This window comes from Alteromonas sp. KC3 (assembly GCF_016756315.1).
Taxonomy (GTDB): Bacteria; Pseudomonadota; Gammaproteobacteria; order Enterobacterales; family Alteromonadaceae; genus Alteromonas.
The window spans coordinates 3,826,478-3,852,284 of the sequence record NZ_AP024235.1 but is presented as its reverse complement, the minus strand read 5'-3'; the positions used below and the strand labels follow the sequence as shown (position 1 = coordinate 3,852,284).

The following is a 25,807-nucleotide window of genomic DNA, read 5'->3' as shown; positions in this document are numbered from 1 at the left end:
ACTGCGATGTTAGCCTTTACCACGCGTTTTCGTTTTATGGGGCTCAGCACTTTTCTCAATAAATTCGATGATCATGGCGGCCACATCTTTATTGGTTGCTTTTTCAATACCTTCTAAGCCAGGTGATGAGTTAACTTCCATAACTACCGGGCCGTTATTAGAGCGAAGAATATCGACACCACAACAATTTAACCCCATTGTTTTCGCCGCATCTACGGCTGTTTTGCGTTCCGCTGGGCTTAAACGTACCAAGCTTGCTTGGCCGCCGCGGTGTAAATTAGAGCGAAACTCGCCGGGAGCTGCTTGTCGCTTCATGGCTGCGACCACTTTTCCGCCCACAACGAAACAACGAATATCAGCGCCGCCAGCTTCTTTAATGAATTCTTGTACCAAGATACTGGCATTTAAACCCATAAAGGCTTCAATAATCGACTCAGCTGCTTTTTGTGTATCAGCAAGTACAACGCCGATACCCTGAGTGCCCTCGAGTAACTTAATGACGACCGGAGCACCGCCAACGGTTTTAATTACATCGTCAATTTTATCAGGGTGGTGTGCAAAGCCAGTACGAGGCATGCCAATACCTTTTCGCGATAAAAGCTGTAAAGAGCGTAATTTATCGCGCGAACGGCTTATAGCAACCGACTCGTTAAGGCTATACGTCCCCATCATTTCGAATTGACGTACTACCGATGTACCATAAAAGCTTACTGATGCGCCTATACGTGGAATAACGGCATCATAATATGGAAGCTTTTTACCATGGTAGCGCACAGACGGCCGCGCACTCGTTATATCCATGTAGCAGTGCATTGTGTCGATAACGTCCACCTGATGTCCGCGCGCTTGTCCCGCCTCTACTAAGCGTGAAGTGGAGTAAAGACGTGGATTTCTTGAAAGTATTGCGATACGCATTATAAAAAGCCTGTAATTTGTGTTTGATAACTAGAATCTTTTCTTACTTACCCATACCACGTTAGAACGTGAATATAATTTAGACAAGTATTTTTGCGCGCATACTAATGCAAGGTGCAAAGTGTGTCTTACGAATAATTCTTGTTGTGTCGATTGCTTTTAATGCATGAAGTTATGCCATATTCGCGCTAGCATAAAAGAAAATGTTTCTACTTTTAGGGTTTTGTTTAATGAATGAGTGGTGGCACGCGTTTATGACGTGGTTAATTGAATACCAGTCAAACGTAGTGTGGAGCGGTGTGGTTTTACTAGTTTATTTGGCAATGTCGCGAAAGCTTTTGCCAAAACTTGAAACCAATATCGAAAAATCTAAGTTAAAGTCGAGCAGCGCGATTAAAGGGCTATTTGCTGCAAGGGTGTTGGTCGCTACGCTGTCTCTAGCATTGCTACTACTGGCGTGGGGTATCGATTTTTCCGGTCTACTGGTGTTGTCGACATCAATCCTGACCGTAACGGGTGTAGCCTTATTTGCTAGTTGGTCTCTTATCAGCAACATTACCGCTTACTTTATTCTATTGACCAATGTCGCATATCGAAGAGGTACCTATGTGCGTATTTTGGATGGTGACAATTATATTGAAGGTGTTATCGCCGATTTAGGGCCATTTAGTACTCGTCTTGTAACCGCAGACCGAGAAACTTTGATGTATCCCAACAACCTTATTCTAACTAGACCTGTTTTACTTAACCCTAAAGCGAAGTGGGGAACAATGGGCAAGGTAGTGGCTAAATCTGCAATTGAACCACAAGTCCAAAAGGTTGAAGAAAATAGAGTACCTGAAGAATTCCTAGGTAAATAATATATTCATGCTGCTATGGGCGATGAATATCGCCCTTAACTCACATTTTTCGCTTCTCGAATATAACGCGTCATACTTTGCAATAAGGCTCTAAGCTTTGCTGGTTTTAGAGGTTTAGACAAAAAGTTTACGCCTTGCGCTTTGCATTGTGTGACTAAGCTTTCATCTGGTGTTGCTGTAATAAGCGCAGCAGGTACCACAACATTCAGTCGCGTTCTAATTTCGTCAATCAGTGCTAGCCCATTCTTTTTATCATCGTGACTCAGCTGATAATCCATAAGCAATATCTGTGGCTGAATGGTCTCGCACAGGGTTAATGCATCTTCCCAGTTATTGGCAAGCGCCACATTTATTCCCCATTTGGTGAGTAGGGTTTGCATGGCGTCGAGATTCTCTCTTTGGTCGTCTACACATAAGACATCCATACCACTGAACGTAGTGTGCCGTGCTTTTGTCGACTCGCCCGTAGATACCTTTGGCATCGCTTTTTCAAGAGAAAAGGCAAAACAGCTGCCCTTACCAACTTTGGAATTAACTTGAATATCACTCTTTAGCTGCAGGCTTAGTCGTCTAACAACACCTAGTCCAAGTCCAAGGCCGTGCTCTTTACTGTCGTTAACGCGAAAGAAGTCGCCAAAAATACTGCTTTTTTTCTCGCTTGATATACCGATGCCGGTGTCCATTACTTTAAAGTGAACCCTATTCCCTAAAGGCTTCACGGTGAAGAGTACTTTGCCTGTGTCGGTATACTTTACGGCATTTGAAAGTAAGTTTTGTACAATGCGATATAGATAGGTTTTGTCTGCGGTAACCCAGCAAGGTCTGATTTTGGCGGTGAAGCGCAAACCTTTTTCTTTGGCACGCATGGCCATCTCATCCACAAGAGGTGATAACAATGCACATACATCAATTGCTTCAAGCTCCGGTTTCATCTCCCCTTGATCTAAGCGCGCAATATCAAGCAAGGTGCCTATTAGGTTTTCACTTGAGGTGACACTGTGATTGAGCTTTTGAATAATCTCGTGAGCTGAGTCTGATAAGTCTTGTTCTTCAAGAGCACTGGCGTACAGTTTTGCTGCATTAAGGGGTTGCAACACGTCGTGGCTTGCCAGTGCTAAAAAGCGCGTTTTGCTAGCGTTGGCATCTTCAGCCGCCTTTCTTGCACGAATAAGTTCTTTTTCCGCTTCTGAACGGCGCTCTATTTCAAGGCGTAATTCGGCATTAATAGAATGCACTTCTTCGGTACGCTTTTTAATTCGCGCTTCTAGATCAATGTTGGACTCTTCAAGTGCCTGCTGAATCTCGACGTGACCGGTAATGTCGTTAAAACTCGTTACAAAGCCACCGCCAGGCAGTGGGTTGCCAACCATCTCGATTACGCGTCCGTCTTTGCGCTGTCGCGTAAAGCGGTGGGGCATGCCTGAGCGCAAATGCCCTAATCGTTTTTCGACCTCAGCTTCCACATTGTCGGTGCCAAATTCGCCCTGAGAGGCGTTGTATCGAATTAACCGCTCAATGGGGGTACCAACTGCAAGTAAGTTATCTGGGTATGGATATAAGTCTGCATAGCGTTTGTTCCACGCCACGAGATTCAAGTGTTTATCGACAACACTGATGCCTTGGTCCATATTTTCGAGCGATGTTAATAGCGCGGTCATATTGAACTGCATTGCTTGGGTGGTATCGTCGAAAAAGTTAATGATTTCAGTGAAGTCCATCTTCTTTCCACGAAGTGCACTGTCGAGTAATACTTTTGCACTCGACGCACCAATCACGCCACCTAGGGCACGCTCACAAAATGAAAGAAAAGACTCGTCGGGCGTAGCTTCATGCTTAAGCTCGCAATGATTTAGCTGCTGATATTGCTCAAGCAATTGTTCACAGCGACCCGTTCCCATAAATGTTGATAGTAAGGTGATAAGGTCTGAAACCGTGACATTAGTCGCTTGGGTTTTAACGGTATTGTTTGCAGATATTGCAGGGGAAACGAAGGCCTCGGCCTGTATTCGGTCGATAAGGCGTTGAGGGGCGAACCAAGAAAAAATGGTGTATACCAGTGTATTTGCCGCCAAACTTATCATCGCTCCTTGGCTAATAAGCTCATTTTGTTCCAATTGTGATACTTGCTCACTCACAATGGGAAGGACTAGCCATAGCACCCATATAACAAGGCCTATCATTAGACCTGCATAGACACCGTGCGCATGTGCTCGTTTCCAGTATAGACCACCAACAATGGCAGGGAGTAATTGAATAACTAAAGAGAATGCGATAAGGCCAATTGAGTGTAACGAACGGCTGCCAGTCATTTGCTGGTGGTAGAAAAATGCCATCAATAGAATAAAGGCAATAACAATTCGGCGAATAAGTCGTATACGGCTAGATAGATCCTGCTTGTTATCTGCTTGTCCACTAAAGGCAAGAATGCGCGGCAAAATAACATCATTGGTTAGCATTGTACTCAACGTCAACGTGGCAACGATAATCATTGCCGTTGCCGCTGATAAACCGCCCACGAAAACAATAACTTGCAAAAGTGCCGACTCTGAAAAGACCGCAAGGGATAATACATACGAGTCAGGCTCGATAACGGTATCTACGAAAATGGCCTTACCGGCAATGGCAATAACAGGAATAACGGCTGATATAACGGCAAGATATAAAGGGAACAACCAACGTGCAGTGCGTATATGACCTAAGCTTAGGTTATCGATAATGGCTACATGGAATTGTCTGGGAAGACAAATAATGGCCGCAGCAGCCATCACAGTTTGCGCTATAAATGAAAAAGAGCCGAACTGAGAAAGGGCTGCTTCGTTGACGAAGCTCTCAAAGAAAGGCCCAGTTTCTGTGCGTTTCCACGCACTGTAACCCACAAAGGCAACGAGCACTAATGCCAATAATTTGATGGTTGATTCAAATGCTATAGCAAGCATTAAGCCTCGGCGGTACTCAGTTACATCGGCTTGTCGGGTTCCAAAATAAATAGCGAATACCGCAATAAATATAGTGGCAGCCAGAACAATGACATCGCTATTAGATTGCTGCGTCAGTAACTGAAACGTAGCACCTACCGCTTTCAGCTGCAGTGCAATATAAGGGATGGTAGCAAGTAGGGCGATAAGCGTTACTACCAATGCCACCGTTTGGCGTTTTCCGTATCGAGACGCAATAAAGTCGGAAATAGTGGTAATGTGCTGCTTCTTACTTACCAAAGTCATCTTGTAAATGAACTTATAGCCCAATGCGTAAACCAAAATTGGACCTAGCATTATGGGCAGGTAAATCCATGTATCGCGACTGGCTTGGCCTACCATGCCGAAAAAAGTCCAAGCGGTGCAATAAATGGCTAACGCGAGTGAGTAAATGGCTGGGTGTGAAGTTATAGCGCGCGCTTTAGTAGAGTTTTTCTCTCCCCAACTTGCTAATGAAAACAGCAAAAATAGGTAAAGCACTGCCAGTGTAACCCAACCAAAAACCATAACTTTCCTTTTAACCTTGTGTTAACAATCTAATCGACATTATAAACGTTTCGACCATAGTCTTACCTACGACCATGGTCTCATTTTGAATTCTCATAGCCAGGTCTAGAGTAATACGCGAGCTCCTAAATGCTTGACTTTGCTGCATTGGGTGGTTTTTACAACCCACCATGTTATGCGGCAATAACGTTAACAAAGCCGGGCGTTAGGAAAATGTAAAAACATAACAACTAGTTAACCTGACATGAGGGTGAAACAATGGCATTTAGAAACGAAGAAGACAAAAAAGCTTACTGGAGGGAGAATCTATCACTCCTTGCCAAGCTTTTGGTCGTATGGTTCATCGTATCATTTGGCGCCGGCATACTGTTTGTCGATGCATTAAACGAAATTCAATTCTTTGGCTTTAAACTGGGCTTCTGGTTTGCTCAGCAAGGCTCTATTTATGTGTTCGTTGCTTTGATTTTTGTCTATATGGCAAAAATGAACGCGATGGATAAACGCTACGGTGTAGACGAGGAGTAAGCCATGGACGTTCAAACACTCACATTTATCATTGTTGGTGCATCATTCGCACTATACATTGCAATTGCAATTTGGGCACGTGCTGGCTCAACAAACGACTTCTACGTAGCGGGTGGTGGCGTGCCTCCTGTGATGAACGGTATGGCTACCGCAGCCGACTGGATGTCAGCAGCGTCGTTTATCTCTATGGCAGGTCTTATCTCGTTTATGGGGTATGACGGTGCGGTTTACCTTATGGGCTGGACAGGTGGTTATGTATTGCTTGCGCTATGCCTTGCACCTTATCTACGTAAGTTCGGTAAATTCACGGTACCAGACTTTATTGGCGATCGTTACTATTCACAAACCGCGCGAACCGTTGCCGTATTCTGCGCCATCTTTGTTTGCTTTACCTATGTTGCAGGTCAAATGCGTGGCGTAGGTGTAGTATTCAGTCGCTTCTTAGAAGTAGACATTGTGGCAGGTGTGGTAATCGGTATGGTTATCGTGTTCTTCTACACCGTACTAGGCGGTATGAAAGGCATTACCTATACACAGGTAGCGCAATACTGCGTACTGATTTTTGCTTATATCGTTCCAGCCGTATTTATTTCAATTATGGTAACAGGTCACATTCTTCCGCAAACAGGTTTTGGTGCCACACTTGCTGATGGTTCCGGAATGTACATGCTGCAGAAACTCGATATGCTGTCCGTAGAATTGGGCTTTAACGAATACACCTCGGGCACAAAATCCACTATCGACGTATTCTTTATTACTTTCGCGCTAATGGTGGGTACAGCCGGTCTTCCTCACGTAATCGTTCGTTTCTTCACTGTTCCAAAGGTTCACGACGCACGTAAGTCAGCAGGTTATGCGTTGGCGTTTATCGCACTACTTTATACAACAGCGCCATCTCTTGCTGCATTTGCTCGCGTGAACATGATTGAGACAATCAATGGTTCTGAAATGACGGGTACGAGCTATGCTGAGGCACCATCGTGGATCAAGAACTGGGAGCAAACTGGCCTAATCGGTTTTGAAGATAAAAACGGCGATGGCAAGATGTTCTACTCAGGCGATGAGCGCAACGAGATGAAAGTTGACCGCGATATCATGGTATTAGCCAACCCTGAAATTGCGAATCTGCCAGCATGGGTTATAGCACTCGTCGCGGCTGGTGGTGTAGCAGCAGCGCTGTCAACATCTGCAGGCTTATTATTGGTTATCTCCACGTCAGTGTCGCATGACCTATTGAAACGAAACTTTATGCCGAATATCACCGACAAAGCGGAGCTTATGTATGCGCGATTGGCAGCGGGTGTGGCCATTGTAATTGCAGGTTACTTCGGCATTAATCCCCCGGGCTTTGTGGCGCAGGTGGTCGCTTTCGCCTTCGGCTTAGCGGCATCAAGTTTCTTCCCAGCTATTATCATGGGTATCTTTAGCAAACGTATGAATGACAAGGGCGCTATTTCGGGCATGATTTCTGGTCTTGCTTTCACAGCAACCTACATCATTTACTTCAAGTTTGTTAACCCAGCGGCCAATACACCTGAAAACTGGTGGTTCGGTGTGTCGCCAGAAGGTATCGGAACACTTGGTATGATGGTGAACTTTGTTGTGGCATTCCTTGTGTTCAAGGTAACTGACGAAGCGCCTGAAGAGATTCAAGAACTCGTAGAGAGCATTCGTTATCCGAAAGGAGCAGGCGAAGCGTCAGTTCACTAGGTAATAAATCTCTGAAAAAACAATATTGCCAACCTACTGACGCGTGTGAGTGGGTTGGTTTTTTGTTTCACACAGGGGGGACATGTTGAGGACAACATATGGCAGCAATTGCAAAGCAGGTTGAAGACTTCCTTTCTACTTCAGCGCCATTTGATGTGCTGGAGGATGAGCAAAGAGCGCATTTGATCAAAGGTGCTGAGATAATTTACCTTACTGCTGATAATGCAACTGATCTTAGCCAAGATGCAGCAAAGCTTTATTTAATACAAAGTGGACAATTCTCTGTAGAGGATGGTCAAGGTGCAATACGCCATTTAAGTGAAGGCGATTATTTTGGTTATCCGGCCATTATGGACAATCGTAAAACGGCATTATCGGTAACGGTAGATAGTCCTGGCTTAGTGTTTTGTTTTAAGGCCGAACAGGTTACGTCATTATTAAAAATTTCGGCAATAGGGAACTTCTTTGTTGGGCTTCGCAATAATGCACTGCAAAATAATGCTATTGCCGATAGCAATTCGATGTGGCTTTACAAAGGGTTGACCGATGTAATTAGTAAGGCACCCGTCTCGGTCAACGCAAGCACACCTATCTGCCATGCAGCGCAATTGATGACCGAGCAAAAAGTATCGTCGCTTTTGGTAACCGATGGCACCAAGCTTGTCGGTATTGTGACTGATAGAGATTTGCGCTCAAGGGTTGTGGCGACATCATTAGACACCCATTTGCCCGTCAGTGAGATTATGACGGTTAACCCAACGCAAATTAACGGCAATAGAACCTTATTTGACGCCATGGCGTTAATGACTGAAAAAAACATCCATCATCTTCCCGTTATTGACCATTTGTCATCTCAACCGTTAGGTATGATAACGGCGAGCGATATTATTCGGCATCAACGGGGTAACGTTTTATTTATTATTGGTGAGCTCTCAAAAGCGGAAAACTTATATGAGTTAACGCGTCTTTCTTGGCAGCTACCTCATTATTTTTCTGCTCATGCAAAGCGAGCGGGTGATTTTGATATCGCAGGAAAAATCCTATCTCAAGCAACGGATATTATGACGCGCAAGCTCATTGGTTTTTTCCAGCAAGAGCATGGCAAAGCGCCAATGATGTTTGCGTGGTTGGTGTATGGCTCGCAGGCTCGTGAAGATCAAACTATGGGATCAGACCAAGATAATGGTCTGCTACTGGCGAGTGAGCCTAACCAACAGCAAGCGAAGTACTTTGCTGATATGGCAGATTATGTATGTAACGGTTTAGCGAAATGCGGGATCAAACTGTGTGACGGTAATATTATGGCGAGCAATCCTGCGCTTAGGCTTTCACTGTCACATGCCATAGACGAAGCAAAGCAGTGGGTTGCTGCGCCTACGAAAGATGCCATCATGCATTTCAATATCTATTTGGATGTACGCTGTGCAGCAGGAGATAGTAGCTTGTTCAAAGCAATGCAAAAACAGCGAGCCCCCTTACTTAAACAAAATATGTTTTTGGCGGCCTTGGTGCGCCACAGCAATGATGTAGCAGTACCCCTATCTACATTTCAACGCTTCACTTACGAAAAAGGACGTAAACACAAAGACAGTATTGACCTTAAAACTCGGGCCGTTGCGCTCATCAATAATATTGCGCGCATTTATGCCCTAGCTGACGGGCAATTGATGCCAAATACCCTTGCTCGATTAGAAGCGCTATCTGAGTCATCGCAATTATCTAAAAGAGATGCAGCAAACCTCAAAGATATATGGTTATTCTTAAATAGGCTTAGGTGGCGACATCAGCTAGAAAATAAAGTTACTGATAACTGCGTCTCAGTAAGCACATTATCATCTATAGAAAAGCATCAACTAAAAGCAGCATTTAAAGCCATTGAACGCACTAACCAAGCTATGGTAATGAAATTTTCTGGTGGTATGGGGTAAAAATGTGTGAGTTCGTAATGAAGGTCAAAATGTGATTTCACAACTAATTTCGTCTTGGTTCTCTAAATTGAGTCCAAGCAATGCCATTGCTACGCAAACTAATACAACGTTAAGTGAATGTCGGTTCGTCGCCATTGATCTAGAATTGACGAGCTTAAACCCGACAACCACAGCGATTACTTCTGTAGGGTACGTAGCAGGGCAAAACGCCAGACTCAATCTATCAAGCTGTGGCTATTGCGTGGTGAATACACCAGAGGACTTAGGGCAAAGCCCAGTTATTCACGGCCTTACCCATGACCTAGTATCACAAGGCGTAACCCTTAAACACGCGATGAACGCATTATTGCCTTTGTTAGAGGGCAGTATTCTTGTTTTCCACAACGCAGCCCTAGATTTAAGTGCGTTGGATAGGGCATTTACAGCACTAAACCTGCCCGATATTGAAGTTGTTTATGTCGATACGCTAAAACTCGCTATGTATCAGCTTAATAAACAACATCAAGTACTGCCGAACAACAGTGCAACACTCGGTGTGTGTCGACAACGTTTAAACCTTCCTGCGTTCCCCGAGCATAATGCCCTTGACGACGCACTGGCTACACTAACGCTTTTATTTGCACAGCTAGACCAGCTTGGGGTGACATCAGGCGACACGCTTAATGCACTATCGCATACTCAGGCTCTAGGGCGGTATAAGCTAGGTAAATAACGCGTAGAAGGCCAGCGCAAAAACGCCTGCGGTACATAGCACTCCAAGCATATAGAAATAGCTTCTCGGGCTGGGATTCTTTTCGGTGGCAATGGCGTAATAAAGGGTCATATGAATGATGCGAGCAGCGGCATAGATCCATACCAACCAAGCCAAAACGTTGGTGGGAGCGCCAAGTAGAATACACAGTAAAGCGGGTATCACAAACTGATGAATATTCTCTAGCGAGTTATGAAATGTTCGGTGACTTCTAAACACAAAGCTGTCATGAGAGAGCGACTCGCTCACTTTACCCGGAACATAATGTGACTGCTTGCGGTGCGCTACTGCGGCAACGATATTTTGCAAAAATACGGTGGCTAGTATCACCAGCAGACCGGCAATACTATATGAGTAAACAATAAACATATGAATCTCCATTTCTTTAAAATCGTTACGCGGCAGGTGGAGAGATGGATCTAAAGCTAGTCGACGAGTAGCTTTTCGCCACAAGGCCGCATTTGACGACCAGTTCACAAGTTATTGCGCTTAAGCGACAAAGTGAGCTAAAAACGGGATGTAAAAAAAATGTAAATGTGAGGGCTGGGACTATACTTAATGTATCGAGTAACAAGAGGTGCCTGTGATGAATACTCGAATACTTATAGTGGTCTTGTGTACCCTTCTTGTAGCCTGTCAGTCGACAGAGCGAAAAGTGACAAGTGCGTCGCCAACATTACTTGATGACAGTTTATTTCCGTCGTACGGACTATTTCCCGTTGAAACCCCTGAAGAAATTTTTTACCTCGATGAAGAGGCGCGGCAGTTTGCCGAGCGTGCTGTATACGAAAGCAGTGCGTCGGAAAAAAATGTGAAACGCTTGGTAAAATCTATTTTTGGGCGTTCAGAACACGGCGTACTTTACCGAAATAGCGCCAACACTACGGCCAATACAACTTTTAGTAATCGGGCTGCCAATTGCCTCTCACTGTCAATTATGGCCTATGCATTGGCTGAGCATGCAGGATTAAAAGCAACATTTTACGAAGTTGATATTCCTGAGTATTGGACAAGAAGAGACGGCTTTAGCTTATTAAATGGTCATATTAACTTACGCGTCTCCGTTCCCAACGAGCCATTACTGGTGTCGATTGGTTCATCTTATGCAGATATAGATTTCGACCCACAAATGATTCAAAGTGACTTTCCGCGCAATGCTGTGCCAAAGGAGCGGGTGTTATCCATGTTCTACAATAATAAAGGCGCTGATGCGCTTGTAGCGAACAGCTACAGTCGAGCTTACAGCTACTTTCGTGCAGCGGCTACTCTATCGCCATCACTCCAACAAAGTTGGGTTAATTTAGGTGTACTGTACAGAATGGTGGGAGCGTATGAACAAGCGGAACTTGCTTATAAGCATGCGCTTACTATCAATGATAGCCACCTAACTGCATGGGAAAACTTGGCTATCTTGTACATTCACCAAGAGCGAGATGAGGAAGCTAAAGCAATAACTGAAATGGTAGAAGCAAGACGACGCAGTAACCCTTACTATCATTTTATATTGGGTGAGCAAGATTATGATGAAGGGAAGTATGCAAGGGCTATAGAGCATTACCAACGAGCACTGCGCATCGACGATAGCCGTCATGAAATATTGTTTAGTCTTGCCAGAACCTATCACCAGCTTGGTGATGTTAATAACGCCCAGCGTTATTTGGAGAAAGCGGTAAGGCATTCACCTAACGAACAGGATAGATCGCGTTATATGTCGAAAATAGCTGCGCTTGCAAGCCGATAACTAAACAAAAAAAGCCGCAGACTAGCTGCGGCAAAGAATAACACTACAAAAGGAACTTAATTTATATAACGCCCAGCTCACGAAGGCGCTCTTGCAGGTATGACCCTGCAGTATGACGTTCTGAAAGAACAACATCTGGTCTAGGGTGCAAAAACAGTGGCAACGAGATACGCGACTTCGTCATATCAGCACCATCTGGGTTAACAACCCTATGGGTAGTTGATGGGAAGTAATGGCCCGATGCTTCTTGAAGCATGTCACCAATATTTACGATTAGGTTTCCAAAATCGCAAGGCACTTCTAACCAGCTACCGTCTTTAGCTTGAACTTGCAAACCAGGCTCATTTGCTGCCGGCAAGATAGTAATCAAGTTAATATCTTCGTGGGCCGCAGCGCGGATTGCATCTACTTCTTCATCACCCTTAAGCGGTGGGTAATGCAAAATACGTAGTAACGTTTGATCTGAATCTTTGATCATGTCGCCAAGTGGCTGACTGTACTTTGCGCTTACCTCAGCAGGTGAATGCTTTTCTATCCACCCAAGTAGCTCTTTTGCTAGCGTGTTGGCCTCAGAGTAATACTGAGAAATCTGCGGTAGCAATGACTCAGGGCACTGGCCCCAAGGGTAATAGTGGTAATATTCTTTAATATCTTTTTTCGTAAAGCCTTTGGCTACCTCAGAAACACTCTGAGGGAAAAATCCGTCTTGTTTACCTTTGTTGTACAGGTAGTCATTCTTCTCTTCACTATCGAAGAAGCCCTGCCAGTTATCGTAAATACCTTGAACCAATGACTGCTGGATAGGGTGGTTTTTCAAAACACCAAACCCTGTCTCGCGAAGTGACTTCACGAATTCTTCTTGAGCGTTTTCCGCTTGGTAATCAACAGCAACTAATTGCATAACTTTATCCCGTATATTTTGACTGCGGCATTATAAAGGTAGACGGGCTACAGAAAAAAGTCGTGAAATTGATACAAATCAACTCCACGAGGAATTTGCGCGTAATTTACATAAACCTGACCAATTAGTCTAGTAAAAACTTGACCAATTAGTCTAATTTAACAAATTTTAACCGAGTGAGAGGTAAAAGCCCGCTAGTGCGGCACTCATCAAGTTGGATAACGTTGCAGCAATAACAGCCTTTAATCCCAGTCGCGCAATTTCTTTTCTGCGTGTTGGTGCCATAGCACCAATTCCACCCATCAAAATAGCGATAGAAGAGAAGTTTGCAAAACCACAAAGTGCAAAGGTGATAATGGCCTGAGACGCTTCAGATAGCTGTGATTGGTTTTCCAAGAAATTGAGGTATGCAACGAACTCGTTGACCACCATTTTCTGACCAATAAAGCTACCTGCAAGTTGTGCTTCCTCCCATGGTACGCCGATTGCCCATGCGAGAGGTTGAAGCACATAGCCCAGGATCCCTTCAAACGTTACATTTTCATAGCCAAATAGCGCAGCTGTCCAGCCAACAAGGCCGTTGAACATCGCGATAAGTGCTATGAAAGCGAGTAGCATGGCACCTACGTTTAACGCAAGTTGCATGCCTGACGCTGCGCCACTAGCAGCAGCATCAAATACATTGGCGTAGCCGGTATCTTCCGCATCTACGTCATTCAAATTTTCATTGGGTTTACTGGTTTCTGGCAAAATGATTTTTGCCATTAATAAACCACCCGGCGCAGCCATAAAACTGGCAGCGAGTAGGTATTTTAAATCAACGCCCATACCTGCATAGCCAGCCATTACAGAACCCGCAATAGAGGCGAGGCCACCCACCATAATGGCAAACAACTCAGAACTGGTCATATGGGGTATAAACGGACGCACAACTAATGGTGCTTCTGTTTGGCCAACAAAAATATTGGCAGCCGAAGACATTGACTCTGGGCGGCTTGTTCCCAGTGCTTTTTGCAAAAAGCCACCGATGACTTTGATGATAACGCCCATCACTTTAAGGTGATACAGCACGGCAATTAACGCAGAGAAAAAGACAATAACGGGCAACACATTGAACGCGAAAATAAACGCGATTGACTTATCGCCTATTGGGCCGAATAAGAAATTAATACCTTCTTGGCTGTACGCAATGATGTTGGCGACAAACTGAGTCGCCGCCAATAAGACTTCTTTGCCTGGTTCAGAATAAAGGACGAAAGCACCAACGGATGCTTGGATAGCAAATGCGCCACCCACCGTACGCCAATTAATACTGCGCTTCGCCGATGATAATGCGAAGGCAATAGCCAACAGGAGCGCGATGCCCAATAAACTAACCATATGTGAATTCCCTTAAAGAAGCGCTTGCTGAATGTGTGATTTGATCACATCTAATGCAATTTGATTTTTTCCACCTTGTGTTACCACAACATCGGCAGTAAAACGGCTAGGCTCAATAAATTGATGGTACATTGGCTTTACAGTTTCTTCGTACTGTTTTGCCACAGATTCTATGCTACGACCACGCTCTTTTAAGTCACGCATCATTCGACGCATTAAACAGATATCAAGCGGGGTGTCGATAAAGATTTTCACATCGTACAAAGGAAGTAAGTCTGTACGTGCCAACAGCATAATACCTTCCAATATAATTACAGGCGCAGGATTAAGGCGCTCGGTTTCTGGAAGGCGAGTGTGCGTCTTGTAGCAATAGTGTGGATAGTCGATGGGTTGACCATCACGCAATGCTTGAAGATGTGCTTTTAATAGCTCATGTTCAAATGCATTAGGGTGGTCGTAGTTGTTCTTCTCACGTTGCTCCATGGGCAAGTGATCCTGTGCGCGATAGTAATGATCTTCACGCAGTACTTGAACAGGGCGACCTTGCGCACTGAAGCCGTTAAACAAATTTTTTGTAAAAAGAGACTTTCCAGAGCCTGAAGCTCCAGAAATGGCAATAATTAATGGCGATTGCATAGTACTATAAAGCTGGTTTTCTTGGTGCAAAGATACGCGTTTAGGCCTCGCGAATCAATGTTATATTCACAAGATCTTCGTTTTTGGATCGGTCTTTGCTTTAACTTTATTGTATTTTCAAGGCATTGCAGTGCGTTTAAAAAAACACAAAAAGTTTTCCAAATGGTCAGTTTTCGCTACTAATTACCTATTATTTCAATATCCTCTAACTTTATTTCCGACAGGGCATAGGAATGTTGCTTAGAGCGAGAGCCCTCGCCCTGAGCCCGAGGTGGATAGTATATTTCTTTTTCTTCAGTGAACCCGGCAAACACTTCATCAAGGGCTGCACGGATCTCGCTTAAGGTTTTGTCTAAGTTCGCGTTAAAGTCTGGCCTTTTACGTTTGGTATGGCCAAGTTCAATCAGTCTACCAAAGCTCTTGTTAGCAAGAATCATCAGTTCATGCGGCACATCTTTATGCGGAGGAAGCGGCTGATTGGGGTACTCAATACAAAACTTAACTAAAGCAGTATAGAAACATAATGGCTTATTCTGTAGTGCAACCACCTTGTCATCAACACCGTTGGCAAGTGTTTTATCTTTGAGGTTAATAATGAGCTTAGGTGTTGGCGGCAGCAATTCTTCTTCAACAGCAGACTCTTTTTTACGCTTTTTCGTTGCAATAGCAAATACTGGAAGCAGTAAAAGTGAGCAAATCAATGCTATAAAACTAAATCCCACCCCACTCCATGGCGACTTACTGCGCATCTCGAGTACAATGTGCTGCTCTGCATTCATCAGTAAGGTAGATGTCACGTCAGGGTATTGTGTGAAATCTTGAGATTGAGTGCTGATTTCCTGAATATGACTCACTAAGACAGGATAGCCTTCTTTAGTGAGTTCGCTATTTAATCTATCTAAATAGCGATAGATAGCGTATTGATTGACTGGCGTATTAAGCGTTTCATTACCCACATCTAGAAATGCGCTGTCTAGGCTTATACGGCGTTCGACTTTATCTTGCGCTTCATGGATATCCGCCTTAAATGAAAAGTACTGGCCAATTAGCGCAATAGTCTGTAAGCACAGAAATAGCAGTGCCCAGTTTAACGCTATGCGTGCAGGTGATTTGAACTTAGGTTTGATCATTTGTTACACCCCGCTTCAAGTGTAATATTTTTGTAATATGGTCGCGGGTGAGCCATAGCTATTTCATGTACAACAGACTGCATAGCACAGAACAAATCGGTGTTTTGTGTCTGCATTTTTAGATACCACTGCATTCCACCTATGCTTTCTTGTAACGGTGTTGCGTAATTTCTTGAAAAGCGGTCACTGTCATCTTCAGCCCAATAAGACGAAATAATATCAACGTCACCTGCTAACAGTGCTCTTCGAAGCTCTTGGTGCGAACTGTAATATACAATTGATACGTTTGTGTCGCTTAACCCTAAATTTTGTAGAACAGTTTTGGGCACAATGTGGCCTGAGCGACTACTGGGGTAATCTAATAGACCAATCTTTTTACCAAGCAAGTATTCTTTATTTAACTGCGGGCGTTCGCGTAACGCAATGAAAAAGGCACTGTAATTAGGGTGCGATGCCACTCTAGACAACCCATATATTTGGTCAGCGCCAAATGCGTCGACCACGTTCTTTTTCACTAATGCTAGGTCAACAACGCCGTGGTTGATGTAGCGAAACGTGTCGTAGTCGCTTTGGCCGATGATAATTTTCACTTCGCCGAATTGCCTTTTTATTGTGCTGTCAGCGCACAATCTGTCTCTTGCCATTTCAGCAATGCGGCCATCGGTAACGTACACTGAAAAAATGTCGCTATTCGCACTTAATTCAGTTTTGCAGTATAAAAATTGACCGGTTTGTGGGGTGATGTCATTATAAATATTGTTTTTTTGTAAATAGCTAAAAGCACCGCACGCGATAGCGACGATGACAAATAATATCCACTTTCCGGAGGCAACAATTCTAAAATTCGCCAAAAAAACGACCAAATGAATTAACGATTTATGTAGGGATTTCATCAGTTAAGGTTATTTATTGCAATAGGTAAATTTATTTTAAAGCGTTAAGTTGTTGAAATTAGGTTTATTTTTATAGGTAAACCTGATTTTTATTAAACGCTGTTTATTAGTCGCACATCTGCCAAGAATAGAACCGTCCAATCGCTGCAGATAGACAACAATTATAACAAGTAAATTAACTTGACCATGTGGTCAAGTATTTTTTTGCAAAGTCACTAGCCTCGGGCGATTGGTGTTAAATAAAAATGTAAAACTGTAATAAATTTGACATGAACCTCGATAACAATTTCTCGCGGTACTAAAATAGTCAATGGTCTTGATAGGGACAACGCCCTGCGCAAGTCCATAAAAAAGAATTTTAAACAAAAAGGGAAACACACACATGAACTTCAAAGCAAAACTCAGCCGCGTTGCTATCGCTGTTGCTGTTTCTGCTGGCCTAGCTGGTACAGTTATGGCGCAGACAACAACGTCAGCAATTCGAGGCAACGTTGTTAGTGAAGCTGGTTCAAACCTTGCTGGTGCAACAGTTACCATCAAGCACGAACCTTCAGGTACAGTATCTACTGCAACTACAAACGAAAGTGGTACCTTCTCAGCACGTGGTCTTCGTGTTGGTGGTCCATACACAGTAACGATTACAGGCGACGGTTTTGTTCCTACAAAAGTAGAGAACGTTTATCTTTCTCTTGACCAAGCGCTTGCATTACCTATCACTGTTGAATCTGCTCAAAGCACCGAAGTTATCGTTGTAACGGGTAGCAGTGCTGGTACTGGCTATACTAACGAAGGCTTGAGCACTAGCTTAGGTTTAGAAGCACTTAACCAAGTTGCTTCAATTGACCGTGACATCACTGATGCTGCTCAACTAGACCCGTTTGCGTCTGTTAACGTGCAAAGCGGTGGTGCGAAAGAACTAACAATTGCTGGTGCAAACAACCGTTTCAACTCTTTAACTGTTGATGGTGTAGCACTAAATGACCGTTTCGGTCTTAACGCTAACGGTTACCCAACTCAGCGTTCACCAATTTCTTACGATGCAATTGAATCACTTTCAATCCAAACTGCTCCGTTTGACGTTGAGTACAACGGTTTTACTGGCGGTACAATCAATGCCGTAACTAAATCAGGTACTAACGAGTTCCACGGTTCAGTAGCTTACTACTACACTGACGACTCAATGATGGGCGACAAGAACGGTGATGAAGAGTTTAACTTCGACTTCGAAGAAAAAACGTTCGTTGCAACACTTGGTGGTCCAATCATCAAAGACAAGTTGTTTTTCTTTGTTGCATATGACAAGTTTGATTCTGTTGCTCCACTGAACAATGGCCCAGCGGGTTCAGGTGCGGTTAACGAATTCCCGAATATTACATTAGATGATGTTGCGCAAGTTCGCCAAGTCGTTTCTGATGTATGGGGCTTCGATATCGGTGACTTCCAGAAAGACGATGTTCAGGACGAAAAGATCCTTGCTAACATCGACTGGAACATCAATGCTGATCACCGTGCTAAGTTCACTTACATGAGTACCGAAGGTAACGCTATTAATGAGCAGAACGGTAATAACTTCCTAACTCAAGATGACAGAATTTCTCCTTCTTCTGCATGGTACGACCGCTCAGAAAAAGTTGAAAGCTTCATTGCTCACGTTTTCTCTGACTGGACGTCAAATTTCTCGACTCAGTTCAAGATTGCAAGTACGACTCAGGAAACTGGCCAGAACTCACTTAACGGTGCAGAATTCCCTAACTTCGCTGTTTTCCTACGTGAAGTAGATGGCGATGAGAACTACCTAACAATTGGTCCAGACCGTTTCCGTCACGGTAACTCACTAGACCAAGACTTCTTCCAAGTTAAATTAGTAGGTATTTACACTACTGGTGACCACATCCTTAAACTTGGTTACGAGCGTGAAGAAGTAGACGTAGACAACTTGTTTGCGCAGAACTCTGAAGGTTCATACTTGTTCGACAGCATTGAAGACTTAGCAAATGCACAAGCGTCTGCGCTTCTTTATAACAACGCTGTTACTAACAACGAAAACGACCTTCGTGCAATCTGGGGTTATAACTACAACTCACTATACTTCCAAGATTCATGGGAAGCGTCAGCTGAGCTAACTATCGACGCCGGTATTCGCTATGACTGGTATGAGTCAGAAGGCTCTATCCGTGAAAACCAAAACTTTGTTGACCGCTACGGTTTCACAAATACGACAGACATCGATGGTCTTGACGTAATTCTTCCTCGTGTGTCTTTCCAGTGGTATGCGTCTGACTACACAACTGTTCGTGGTGGTATTGGTCGTTTCTCTGGCGGTGCACCAAGTGTTTGGATTTCAAACAGCTACTCTAACGATGGCGTGATCTCTGATGATTACGAAGATTTTGGTTCTGGTCAAACTTACCAAGTACCAACTACGCCTGATGCGGCTACTGGTCAGTATATCCCTCAAAATGTACTTGATGCGCTAGCGAATACAGCACCTGACGGCACTGTAAATGCACTAGCACCAGATTTCGAAATTCCTACTACATGGAAAGTAAGCTTGGGTGTTGCACATGAGCCAGAAATCGAAGTACTTGAAGGCTGGTTGTTCTCTGCTGACGTTCTATATAACAAGCTTGAAAATGCAACTTACTGGTATGACCAGCGCTGTGAAAACCCTGTTGGAACAGCACCAGATGGTCGTGGCGTATACGACTGTAGCGAAGGTCCAGAAGCGATTGTTACAGGTTCTGTAGACGACGGCGACGCTATGCTATACGCATTGTCTGCGTCAAAAGCGTGGGAAACGTCTTACGGTTCGTTCGACTTCTTCACTAGCTATACATACGCTGATGTAGAAGATGTGGGCTACGGTACTTCATCTACTGCAACATCAAACTACTCTGACTTCGCAGCTTATGACCGCCAAGCGCCACGTGCTGGTACGTCTAACTTCCAGACTGAGCACCTATGGAAAATGCGCTTCAACTGGAGCAAAGAGCTAATCGACGGTTACGAGACTAAAGTGTCTGTGTTTGCTGAACGTCGTTCAGGTCAGCCTTACAGCTACACATTCGACGAAAACAACGCGTGTGTGCTAGATGTTGGTGGCGGTCGTTGTGCGCGTGAAAGCCGTAACGATGATGCGGGTCACTTGCTATACGTTCCTAACGGTATCGACGATCCGTTGTTTGCATCTACGTCATTCGGTGGCGACCTAGCTGCTCAGCAAGAGTTCATTGATTACATCAACAGCTCTGAGCTTGCACAGTACAAAGGCGGCATCGCTGAGCGTAATGGCGACAACTCTCGTTGGTCTACTATCATCGATGTACGTATTCAGCAGCAACTACCTGCATTCTACCCAGAGCATAAGCTTACTGTGTTCTTCGATATCGAGAACTTCGGTAACTTACTAAATGACGACTGGGGTCGTATCGAGCGTACTCGTTACGAGTATGAGCGTGCAGTGGTTTCTGCAAACATCGTTGATGGTCAGTACGAGTACTTTGACCTGAACAGCGACAGCCGTATTAAGAACCTAGAAGTTCTTGACCAGTCTGTTTGGCAAGTTCAGTTCGGTATTAAATACGACTTCTAATCCAATGGTGTGAACCAATTGTAGTGTTAGGTGCCACTTTCCTTAATCGGGGGTGGCACTTTTTTAAGCCCAAAATTCAATAGCTCCGCTTTCCCTTTCATTAAGATTTTCCAAAAAACTGATCTAACGCCTCTCTTTATGCGAACCAACTTGCACAAGATTTAAATAATCAAGCAAGGAGGAATAATGTCTAAGCATGTATTAATGGTAATGACATCACACGAGCTAATGGGTGATACAGGTAAGAAAACCGGTATGTGGCTAGAGGAGTTTGCCGCCCCGTACTATGCATTTAAAGATGCCGGCTATACCTTAACGTTAGCATCGCCTATGGGGGGGCAAGTGCCAATTGACCCCAACAGTTTGACGGATGACGCCATGACAGATGACGCTATCCGTTACACAAAAGATGAAGTTGCTCGCAGTGCTGTAGCCTCAACAATTCCGCTAGAAGATGTAAGAGCCGACGAGTTCGATGCGGTGTTTTATCCAGGTGGACATGGCCCACTTTGGGACTTATCGGATAACGCGCATTCAATTAAGCTAATTGAAGACACTATTGCAGCGAAAAAACCGGTAGGTGCAGTCTGCCACGCACCGATTGTACTTAAAGATGTTAAAGACCCAGAGGGTAAGTACTTAGTTGATGGAAAAGCGGTAACCGGTTTTTCAAACAGCGAAGAGGCTGCAATGGAACTTACCGATGTGGTGCCGTACTTAGTCGAAGATGAGTTGGTTAAAAAAGGCGGTAAGTATGAAAGTGCCGATGATTTTGCTGTGAAAGTGTGTAGTGACGGACTGTTGGTGACCGGGCAAAATCCGCCATCGTCTCGTCCGGCTGCTGACGCGCTTATTAATTTGTTGTCGTAGCGTCACGATTAGATGCAAAAAAGCCGCGAACCCTCCACAAGGCCTCGCGGCTTTTTGCTATTCGACAGTAAACCTATACGTTTTCGAACAAGTCTTCTACGCGTTGACGAAGCTCTTCTATGTTCGATACATCTGCCGGTGCAATAAAAATAGTATCGTCGCCAGCAATAGTCCCTAGCACGCCGTCTTTTTTGCTTAGGGAGTCGAGAAGGCGTGCAATAAGCTGTGCTGCGCCTGGGCTTGTTCTAATGATTACCATCACGTTGTTATGAACAATATCCAGCACCAACTGTTTAAGCGGGCTTTTTGCTGTAGGCATACCGAGTTCTGGCGGTAAGCAATACACCATGTCACCTCGGGCGTTACGCGTGCGCACCGCACCAAACTTACTTAGCATGCGAGATATTTTGGACTGGCTAATATTGTCAAAACCTTGTGCTTTTAAAGCATCAACAATTTCGCCTTGTGAACCGTAACTCTCTGCTTTAAGTATTTCTTTGAAAGCTTTTATCAGTTGCTCTTGTTTTGCGTTAGCCATTAGCGCTCTTTCTATTCTATCGTTCGTTAAAAAGGTTTTTATTTATTGTTGCTATATTGTGCCCCACAGGTGGACTTTGCGCAATTTGTTTGCATAATCATTCATGATAATGAATATCGCATAAAAATCGCTAAAAATAACGTTAATAAGACGATCCGGTGATTGAGTTTTCCCCCGCGTTGCATTAGTGTGACGTTCCGTTTAAATACGTGAAGTAATCCCATAGGAGAAATGGTATGAAAGTAGCCGTGTTAGGTGCTGCCGGTGGTATTGGTCAGGCGCTGTCTTTGTTGTTGAAAACACAATTGCCAGCAGGTTCAGAATTAGCGCTTTACGACGTAGCGCCAGTTGTTCCTGGTGTTGCTGTTGATTTGAGCCACATCCCCACTGCAGTAAAAGTAACCGGTCACGGTAAAGATGACCTAGCTGAAGCACTAACTGGATCTGACGTTGTTCTTATCCCAGCTGGTATGCCTCGTAAGCCAGGTATGGATCGTTCTGATCTGTTCAACATCAACGCCGGCATTGTTAAGAACCTAATTGAAGGTGTAGCTGATAACTGCCCGAACGCGTGTGTTGGTATCATCACTAACCCTGTAAACACAACTGTTGCGATTGCAGCAGAAACGCTAAAAGCAAAAGGCGTTTACGACAAGAACAAGCTTTTCGGTGTAACTACGCTTGACGTTATCCGTGCTGAAACGTTTGTTGCTGAGCTTAAAGGTGTAGACGTATCTTCTGTACACGTACCGGTAATCGGTGGTCACTCTGGTACTACAATCCTTCCTCTTCTTTCACAAGTTGAAGGTGTAGAGTTCACAGACGAAGAAGTTGCTAGCCTAACAACGCGTATCCAGAACGCAGGTACTGAAGTTGTTGAAGCAAAAGCAGGCGGCGGCTCTGCAACCCTATCTATGGGTCAAGCAGCAGCGCGTTTCTGTCTATCTCTAGTTGCAGCAATGCAAGGTGAGAACGTTGTTGAGTACACTTACGTACAAACTGACGACAGCGACGACGCAGCATTCTTCGCACACCCAGTTCGCCTAGGCGCAAACGGTGTTGAAGAAATCTTGCCATATGGCGAGCTTAGCGCATTCGAAGAAAAAGCGAAAAACGACATGCTTGAAGGCCTACGCGGCGACATCAAGCTAGGCGTTGACTTCGTAAACGGCTAATTGGAGAGCATCATTGGCGGGCCTTTGAACGTAGGCACGCCGTGAATACTTCCCTGTAGGCTTCGCCACCGCATCCTTGCGGTGGAGAGCCTACTTATCAAACCCCCGCCAACTCTAGGCACCTCAATAGCCTAATCATTGAAGTTTTAAAAAAGAATAGTCTGTTACGATCTTACGTTTCCAGCCTAATTGTTTCATCTCTGTAGGCTTAGTCACGGCTTCCTTGGCACAGGAGAGCCTACATTTTAATTACCTTTCCAGTCTTCTCTCCAAGATGCTATTTTATTAGCGCTAATTACTTTAGAGAGTAGAAAGTCTGTTACAACCTTACGTATCCAGCCTTTTTGTTGCATCTCTGTAGGCTTAGTCACGGCATCCTTGGCACAGGAGAGCCTACTTATCAAACCCCCGCCAACTCTAGGCACCTCATTAGCCTAATCATTGAAGTTTTAAAAAAGAATAGTCTGTTACGACCTTACGTTTCCAGCCTAATTGTTGCATCTCTGTAGGCTTAGTCACGGCATCCTTGGCACAGGAGAGCCTACTTATTAAAGCCCCGCCAACTCCAAACTCCCCAACAGTCCAATTACTGAAGTTGTTCAGAAAAGAACAGTCTGTTCCGACCTTACGAATCTAGCCTTTTTGTTGTGTCTATATAGGCCTCGTCACGGTATCCTTACTTGAAAGGGCTTGTATTCTCTTTGCGTTATCCAATAACTGTGGGTGGTAAGTAAATAGTAAACTCATTGATGGGTTCTATCAGGACGCTATAGGGCGAGTGTTGTTCTGACGCTTTGACAATGTCGAGATCAGATAAAAGCTTAAAATTCGCAGATACAAGTTTAGCGGGCTTTACTGCTAATTCTTTATGCCAGACGCGGTAAGTCCCCAGTTTGTTATCCCTTCGATAATAAAAACCGGCAAGAGGGTGGGTTAAATAAACTAAAGCAGATTCTGTGTCGGGAAAGCCGGGGAAACTAAGCTTGTCACTTTCATCTTGTACTAACTCTACCGACGCAGGGGCCCAATCAGACTCGGTATTCATTTGATACTTGTTGTAGAGGCCACTCACCTCATCTCGTTCACAATCAAAACTCACTCTTCCTGCATGCCAGGGTAAGTTCCAAACGTATCGAGGAACGGCTAGCGTCCAGGAATCGAGTGTAGTACCAAGAAACCAGACACAACGTTCCCCCGTTTCTTTATCGATGATGTAGATGCGATAATTGGTTTGCCCCATGGTAAATTTAGGGAAGGGGAACACGGCGGAAGTAAAATCAACGTCAATAAAAGGTACTACGGAAATAAGCCCAAGTTCTTGACCATTTATTTCAATAGTGTCGAGTTGAAACCTCTCGGGGAAAATTCCTTCAAAACGTTTGGCTGGTACTGCATAAGTAATAATTGCAAAATGTTCTAAACTGCATAGGACATCAATTCCACTGGGTTTAGGTCTACCGATCAAATAGTCTTCTAGCTTCCTTGATTCTTGCACAATACTTCCTTGGTTTAATAGATAGATATAAATTGAAAAAGAAGAGTAACGCTTACTTACATCTACAAGTAAAAACCTGCTTCGCTATTGGCCGTTTAATTCAATGCGCAACGACAAATTTTGTTACTAATCAGGTTCGTATTTTGTTGAGTCGCATACGTTTTCGTTATTTACTAGCTTCATTCTGACTGTTTTTTATTTGAATTCAACAAGGATGTGTTATGAGTCTTTTAAAACGCACTGCTTTACTTTCCATCGCTCTTTTAGCCCTTTGCATAAACGCCAATACGGTTGCAGCTACAAGCAATACTGCGCCATTGGCAGGTACTGCATTTGCTAAACTGCCAGAAGCATTAACCCTTAAAGGCGATGCACTTCCCTTTACTGATTACAAAGCATGGTTAGCACATGCGCAAAGCAATAACCAAAAAGTCGCGTATGTGGATAGATGGCAAAAAGCGGTAAACCCTAAAAAATTCAATGCGCTTATGAAGACAACAAGTGCGCAATGGATTGAGTATGAATCGGATGGTTTAAAGATTTCAGGTGTTATGGTGTCACCAAAGCATGTTGGCGACAAAAAACTACCAGTGATCATTTATAATCGCGGTGGTAACCATAAGCATAATGTAACGCGCATAGCGGTGGTTGAGCGTTTAATGCCGCTCGCCGAACAGGGTTATATTGTTTTGGCGAGTAATTATCGAGGCGCTAAATTTAGCCAAGGGAAAGATGAATTTGGCGGCGATGATGTAAACGACGTTTTGCGACTGATTGAAATAGCCAAGCAGTTACCTAATGCCGACTCCAATAAGATTGCCTTATATGGCGTAAGTCGTGGCGGCATGATGACTTGGCAGGCGCTTCGAAATAACACAAATGACATTGCTAGTGCCGTTATTGTAGCAGGCCCGTCTGATTTACATACAGTTGTGGCGCGCCGCCCAGACATGCAGGCGCTGCTTAATAAACTTGTTCCGAATATGGAGCAAAACCAAACAAAAGCCCTCGATGAACGCTCAGCGGTAAAATGGATTGATGAGCTAAATCCGAATGTACCTATTTTGCTAGTGCACGGAAGTGCAGATGTGCGCGTCGACGTTTCACATTCGCTTAAGGCGGCACAGCATCTAAAAGACAATAACCACTCGCATAAGCTGGTTGTTTTTGATAACGGCGATCACAGCTTAACGTTCTATCGCGAAGAGGTGGAAAGCGAAATCAATAGTTGGTTAGCGTTGCACTTTCAGTAACGCAATAAAAAAGCCCGCTACGTGTTAAGAAG

Annotated in this window: 20 protein-coding genes; 10 read left to right on the top strand and 10 right to left on the bottom strand. The window is 44.2% G+C overall.

What is annotated here, in order from left to right; all coding sequences use genetic code 11:
- Positions 1 to 9 precede the first annotated feature (9 nt).
- On the bottom strand, positions 10 to 915 hold the full coding sequence (rimK, locus tag JN178_RS17005) for a 30S ribosomal protein S6--L-glutamate ligase (protein WP_202262553.1): 906 nt from the start codon (positions 913 to 915) through the stop codon (positions 10 to 12).
- A gap of 230 nt (positions 916 to 1,145) precedes the next feature.
- Between rimK and JN178_RS17000 the strand changes: the two genes are divergently transcribed.
- Positions 1,146 to 1,775, top strand: a complete 630-nt coding sequence (locus JN178_RS17000; RefSeq protein ID WP_202262552.1) for a mechanosensitive ion channel family protein — start codon at positions 1,146 to 1,148, stop codon at positions 1,773 to 1,775.
- Positions 1,776 to 1,810: 35 nt separating this feature from the next.
- Here the strand turns inward: JN178_RS17000 and JN178_RS16995 are convergent, their stop codons facing one another.
- Positions 1,811 to 5,257 (bottom strand): PAS domain-containing hybrid sensor histidine kinase/response regulator, encoded by a 3,447-nt coding sequence (locus JN178_RS16995; RefSeq protein ID WP_202262551.1) that lies wholly within the window; start codon positions 5,255 to 5,257, stop codon positions 1,811 to 1,813.
- Positions 5,258 to 5,515: 258 nt separating this feature from the next.
- On the opposite strand from JN178_RS16995, the gene JN178_RS16990 reads away from it, so the two are divergent.
- From JN178_RS16990 to JN178_RS16975, 4 genes are all read left to right on the top strand, one after another.
- Complete coding sequence (locus tag JN178_RS16990; protein ID WP_159627715.1) at positions 5,516 to 5,782, top strand: DUF4212 domain-containing protein; 267 nt, start codon at positions 5,516 to 5,518, stop codon at positions 5,780 to 5,782.
- A gap of 3 nt (positions 5,783 to 5,785) precedes the next feature.
- Positions 5,786 to 7,492: a sodium:solute symporter family protein gene (locus tag JN178_RS16985; RefSeq protein ID WP_202262550.1), complete on the top strand. Its 1,707-nt coding sequence runs from the start codon at positions 5,786 to 5,788 to the stop codon at positions 7,490 to 7,492.
- A gap of 98 nt (positions 7,493 to 7,590) precedes the next feature.
- Positions 7,591 to 9,420: a DUF294 nucleotidyltransferase-like domain-containing protein gene (locus JN178_RS16980; protein ID WP_202262549.1), complete on the top strand. Its 1,830-nt coding sequence runs from the start codon at positions 7,591 to 7,593 to the stop codon at positions 9,418 to 9,420.
- A 31-nt stretch (positions 9,421 to 9,451) separates the two neighbouring features.
- On the top strand, positions 9,452 to 10,132 hold the full coding sequence (locus tag JN178_RS16975) for a 3'-5' exonuclease (RefSeq protein WP_202262548.1): 681 nt from the start codon (positions 9,452 to 9,454) through the stop codon (positions 10,130 to 10,132).
- Here the strand turns inward: JN178_RS16975 and JN178_RS16970 are convergent.
- Complete coding sequence (locus JN178_RS16970) at positions 10,121 to 10,540, bottom strand: MAPEG family protein (protein WP_202262547.1); 420 nt, start codon at positions 10,538 to 10,540, stop codon at positions 10,121 to 10,123. The genes JN178_RS16975 and JN178_RS16970 overlap by 12 nt on opposite strands.
- A 217-nt stretch (positions 10,541 to 10,757) precedes the next feature.
- Between JN178_RS16970 and JN178_RS16965 the strand changes: the two genes are divergently transcribed.
- Entirely contained in the window at positions 10,758 to 11,912 is a 1,155-nt protein-coding gene (locus JN178_RS16965; protein WP_202262546.1) for a tetratricopeptide repeat protein, read from the top strand.
- Positions 11,913 to 11,973: 61 nt separating this feature from the next.
- On the opposite strand, the gene JN178_RS16960 is transcribed toward JN178_RS16965, so the two are convergent.
- The 5 genes from JN178_RS16960 to JN178_RS16940 all read right to left on the bottom strand — a co-directional run bounded on the left by JN178_RS16960 (position 11,974) and on the right by JN178_RS16940 (position 16,852).
- Positions 11,974 to 12,813 (bottom strand): isopenicillin N synthase family oxygenase, encoded by an 840-nt coding sequence (locus JN178_RS16960; protein WP_202262545.1) that lies wholly within the window; start codon positions 12,811 to 12,813, stop codon positions 11,974 to 11,976.
- Between the two features lie 168 nt (positions 12,814 to 12,981).
- Entirely contained in the window at positions 12,982 to 14,193 is a 1,212-nt protein-coding gene (locus tag JN178_RS16955) for a NupC/NupG family nucleoside CNT transporter (protein ID WP_159627729.1), read from the bottom strand.
- A gap of 12 nt (positions 14,194 to 14,205) precedes the next feature.
- On the bottom strand, positions 14,206 to 14,829 hold the full coding sequence (gene udk, locus JN178_RS16950; protein ID WP_014950808.1) for a uridine kinase: 624 nt from the start codon (positions 14,827 to 14,829) through the stop codon (positions 14,206 to 14,208).
- A 179-nt stretch (positions 14,830 to 15,008) separates the two neighbouring features.
- The gene (locus JN178_RS16945) at positions 15,009 to 15,959 is read right to left on the bottom strand and encodes a hypothetical protein (protein WP_202262544.1); all 951 of its coding nucleotides are present in this window, start codon (positions 15,957 to 15,959) and stop codon (positions 15,009 to 15,011) included.
- Positions 15,956 to 16,852: a PhnD/SsuA/transferrin family substrate-binding protein gene (locus JN178_RS16940; RefSeq protein ID WP_159627733.1), complete on the bottom strand. Its 897-nt coding sequence runs from the start codon at positions 16,850 to 16,852 to the stop codon at positions 15,956 to 15,958. Before JN178_RS16940 ends, JN178_RS16945 begins: the two co-directional genes overlap by 4 nt.
- Before the next feature lie 382 nt (positions 16,853 to 17,234).
- Between JN178_RS16940 and JN178_RS16935 the strand changes: the two genes are divergently transcribed.
- Both JN178_RS16935 and JN178_RS16930 read left to right on the top strand, forming a co-directional pair.
- Complete coding sequence (locus JN178_RS16935; RefSeq protein ID WP_202262543.1) at positions 17,235 to 20,444, top strand: TonB-dependent receptor; 3,210 nt, start codon at positions 17,235 to 17,237, stop codon at positions 20,442 to 20,444.
- A gap of 186 nt (positions 20,445 to 20,630) precedes the next feature.
- Positions 20,631 to 21,314 carry a type 1 glutamine amidotransferase domain-containing protein gene (locus JN178_RS16930; protein ID WP_202262542.1) on the top strand — a complete coding sequence of 228 codons (684 nt, stop codon included), beginning with the start codon at positions 20,631 to 20,633 and terminating at the stop codon, positions 21,312 to 21,314.
- A gap of 73 nt (positions 21,315 to 21,387) precedes the next feature.
- Here the strand turns inward: JN178_RS16930 and argR are convergent, their stop codons facing one another.
- Positions 21,388 to 21,852 carry a transcriptional regulator ArgR gene (gene argR, locus JN178_RS16925; RefSeq protein ID WP_159627740.1) on the bottom strand — a complete coding sequence of 155 codons (465 nt, stop codon included), beginning with the start codon at positions 21,850 to 21,852 and terminating at the stop codon, positions 21,388 to 21,390.
- A 236-nt stretch (positions 21,853 to 22,088) separates the two neighbouring features.
- On the opposite strand from argR, the gene mdh reads away from it, so the two are divergent.
- Positions 22,089 to 23,027, top strand: coding sequence for a malate dehydrogenase (gene mdh / locus JN178_RS16920; RefSeq protein ID WP_159627742.1), 939 nt, complete (start codon positions 22,089 to 22,091; stop codon positions 23,025 to 23,027).
- A 706-nt stretch (positions 23,028 to 23,733) separates the two neighbouring features.
- On the opposite strand, the gene JN178_RS16915 is transcribed toward mdh, so the two are convergent.
- Positions 23,734 to 24,522, bottom strand: a complete 789-nt coding sequence (locus tag JN178_RS16915; protein WP_202262541.1) for a DUF2071 domain-containing protein — start codon at positions 24,520 to 24,522, stop codon at positions 23,734 to 23,736.
- A 221-nt stretch (positions 24,523 to 24,743) separates the two neighbouring features.
- Between JN178_RS16915 and JN178_RS16910 the strand changes: the two genes are divergently transcribed.
- Entirely contained in the window at positions 24,744 to 25,775 is a 1,032-nt protein-coding gene (locus JN178_RS16910) for an alpha/beta hydrolase family protein (protein ID WP_202262540.1), read from the top strand.
- Positions 25,776 to 25,807 lie beyond the last annotated feature (32 nt).

What these genes read in the sequence shown, in the direction of transcription:
- JN178_RS16965 (WP_202262546.1), top strand. Translation starts at nt 10,758, where the DNA reads ATGAATACTCGAATACTTATAGTGGTCTTGTGTACCCTTCTTGTAGCC.
- udk (WP_014950808.1), bottom strand. Translation starts at nt 14,829, where the DNA reads ATGCAATCGCCATTAATTATTGCCATTTCTGGAGCTTCAGGCTCTGGA.
- JN178_RS16945 (WP_202262544.1), bottom strand. Translation starts at nt 15,959, where the DNA reads ATGATCAAACCTAAGTTCAAATCACCTGCACGCATAGCGTTAAACTGG.
- JN178_RS16985 (WP_202262550.1), top strand. Translation starts at nt 5,786, where the DNA reads ATGGACGTTCAAACACTCACATTTATCATTGTTGGTGCATCATTCGCA.
- rimK (WP_202262553.1), bottom strand. Translation starts at nt 915, where the DNA reads ATGCGTATCGCAATACTTTCAAGAAATCCACGTCTTTACTCCACTTCA.
- JN178_RS16990 (WP_159627715.1), top strand. Translation starts at nt 5,516, where the DNA reads ATGGCATTTAGAAACGAAGAAGACAAAAAAGCTTACTGGAGGGAGAAT.
- JN178_RS16970 (WP_202262547.1), bottom strand. Translation starts at nt 10,540, where the DNA reads ATGTTTATTGTTTACTCATATAGTATTGCCGGTCTGCTGGTGATACTA.
- argR (WP_159627740.1), bottom strand. Translation starts at nt 21,852, where the DNA reads ATGGCTAACGCAAAACAAGAGCAACTGATAAAAGCTTTCAAAGAAATA.
- JN178_RS16940 (WP_159627733.1), bottom strand. Translation starts at nt 16,852, where the DNA reads ATGAAATCCCTACATAAATCGTTAATTCATTTGGTCGTTTTTTTGGCG.
- JN178_RS17000 (WP_202262552.1), top strand. Translation starts at nt 1,146, where the DNA reads ATGAATGAGTGGTGGCACGCGTTTATGACGTGGTTAATTGAATACCAG.
- JN178_RS16910 (WP_202262540.1), top strand. Translation starts at nt 24,744, where the DNA reads ATGAGTCTTTTAAAACGCACTGCTTTACTTTCCATCGCTCTTTTAGCC.
- JN178_RS16955 (WP_159627729.1), bottom strand. Translation starts at nt 14,193, where the DNA reads ATGGTTAGTTTATTGGGCATCGCGCTCCTGTTGGCTATTGCCTTCGCA.
- JN178_RS16930 (WP_202262542.1), top strand. Translation starts at nt 20,631, where the DNA reads ATGTCTAAGCATGTATTAATGGTAATGACATCACACGAGCTAATGGGT.
- JN178_RS16960 (WP_202262545.1), bottom strand. Translation starts at nt 12,813, where the DNA reads ATGCAATTAGTTGCTGTTGATTACCAAGCGGAAAACGCTCAAGAAGAA.
- JN178_RS16980 (WP_202262549.1), top strand. Translation starts at nt 7,591, where the DNA reads ATGGCAGCAATTGCAAAGCAGGTTGAAGACTTCCTTTCTACTTCAGCG.
- mdh (WP_159627742.1), top strand. Translation starts at nt 22,089, where the DNA reads ATGAAAGTAGCCGTGTTAGGTGCTGCCGGTGGTATTGGTCAGGCGCTG.
- JN178_RS16995 (WP_202262551.1), bottom strand. Translation starts at nt 5,257, where the DNA reads ATGGTTTTTGGTTGGGTTACACTGGCAGTGCTTTACCTATTTTTGCTG.
- JN178_RS16935 (WP_202262543.1), top strand. Translation starts at nt 17,235, where the DNA reads ATGAACTTCAAAGCAAAACTCAGCCGCGTTGCTATCGCTGTTGCTGTT.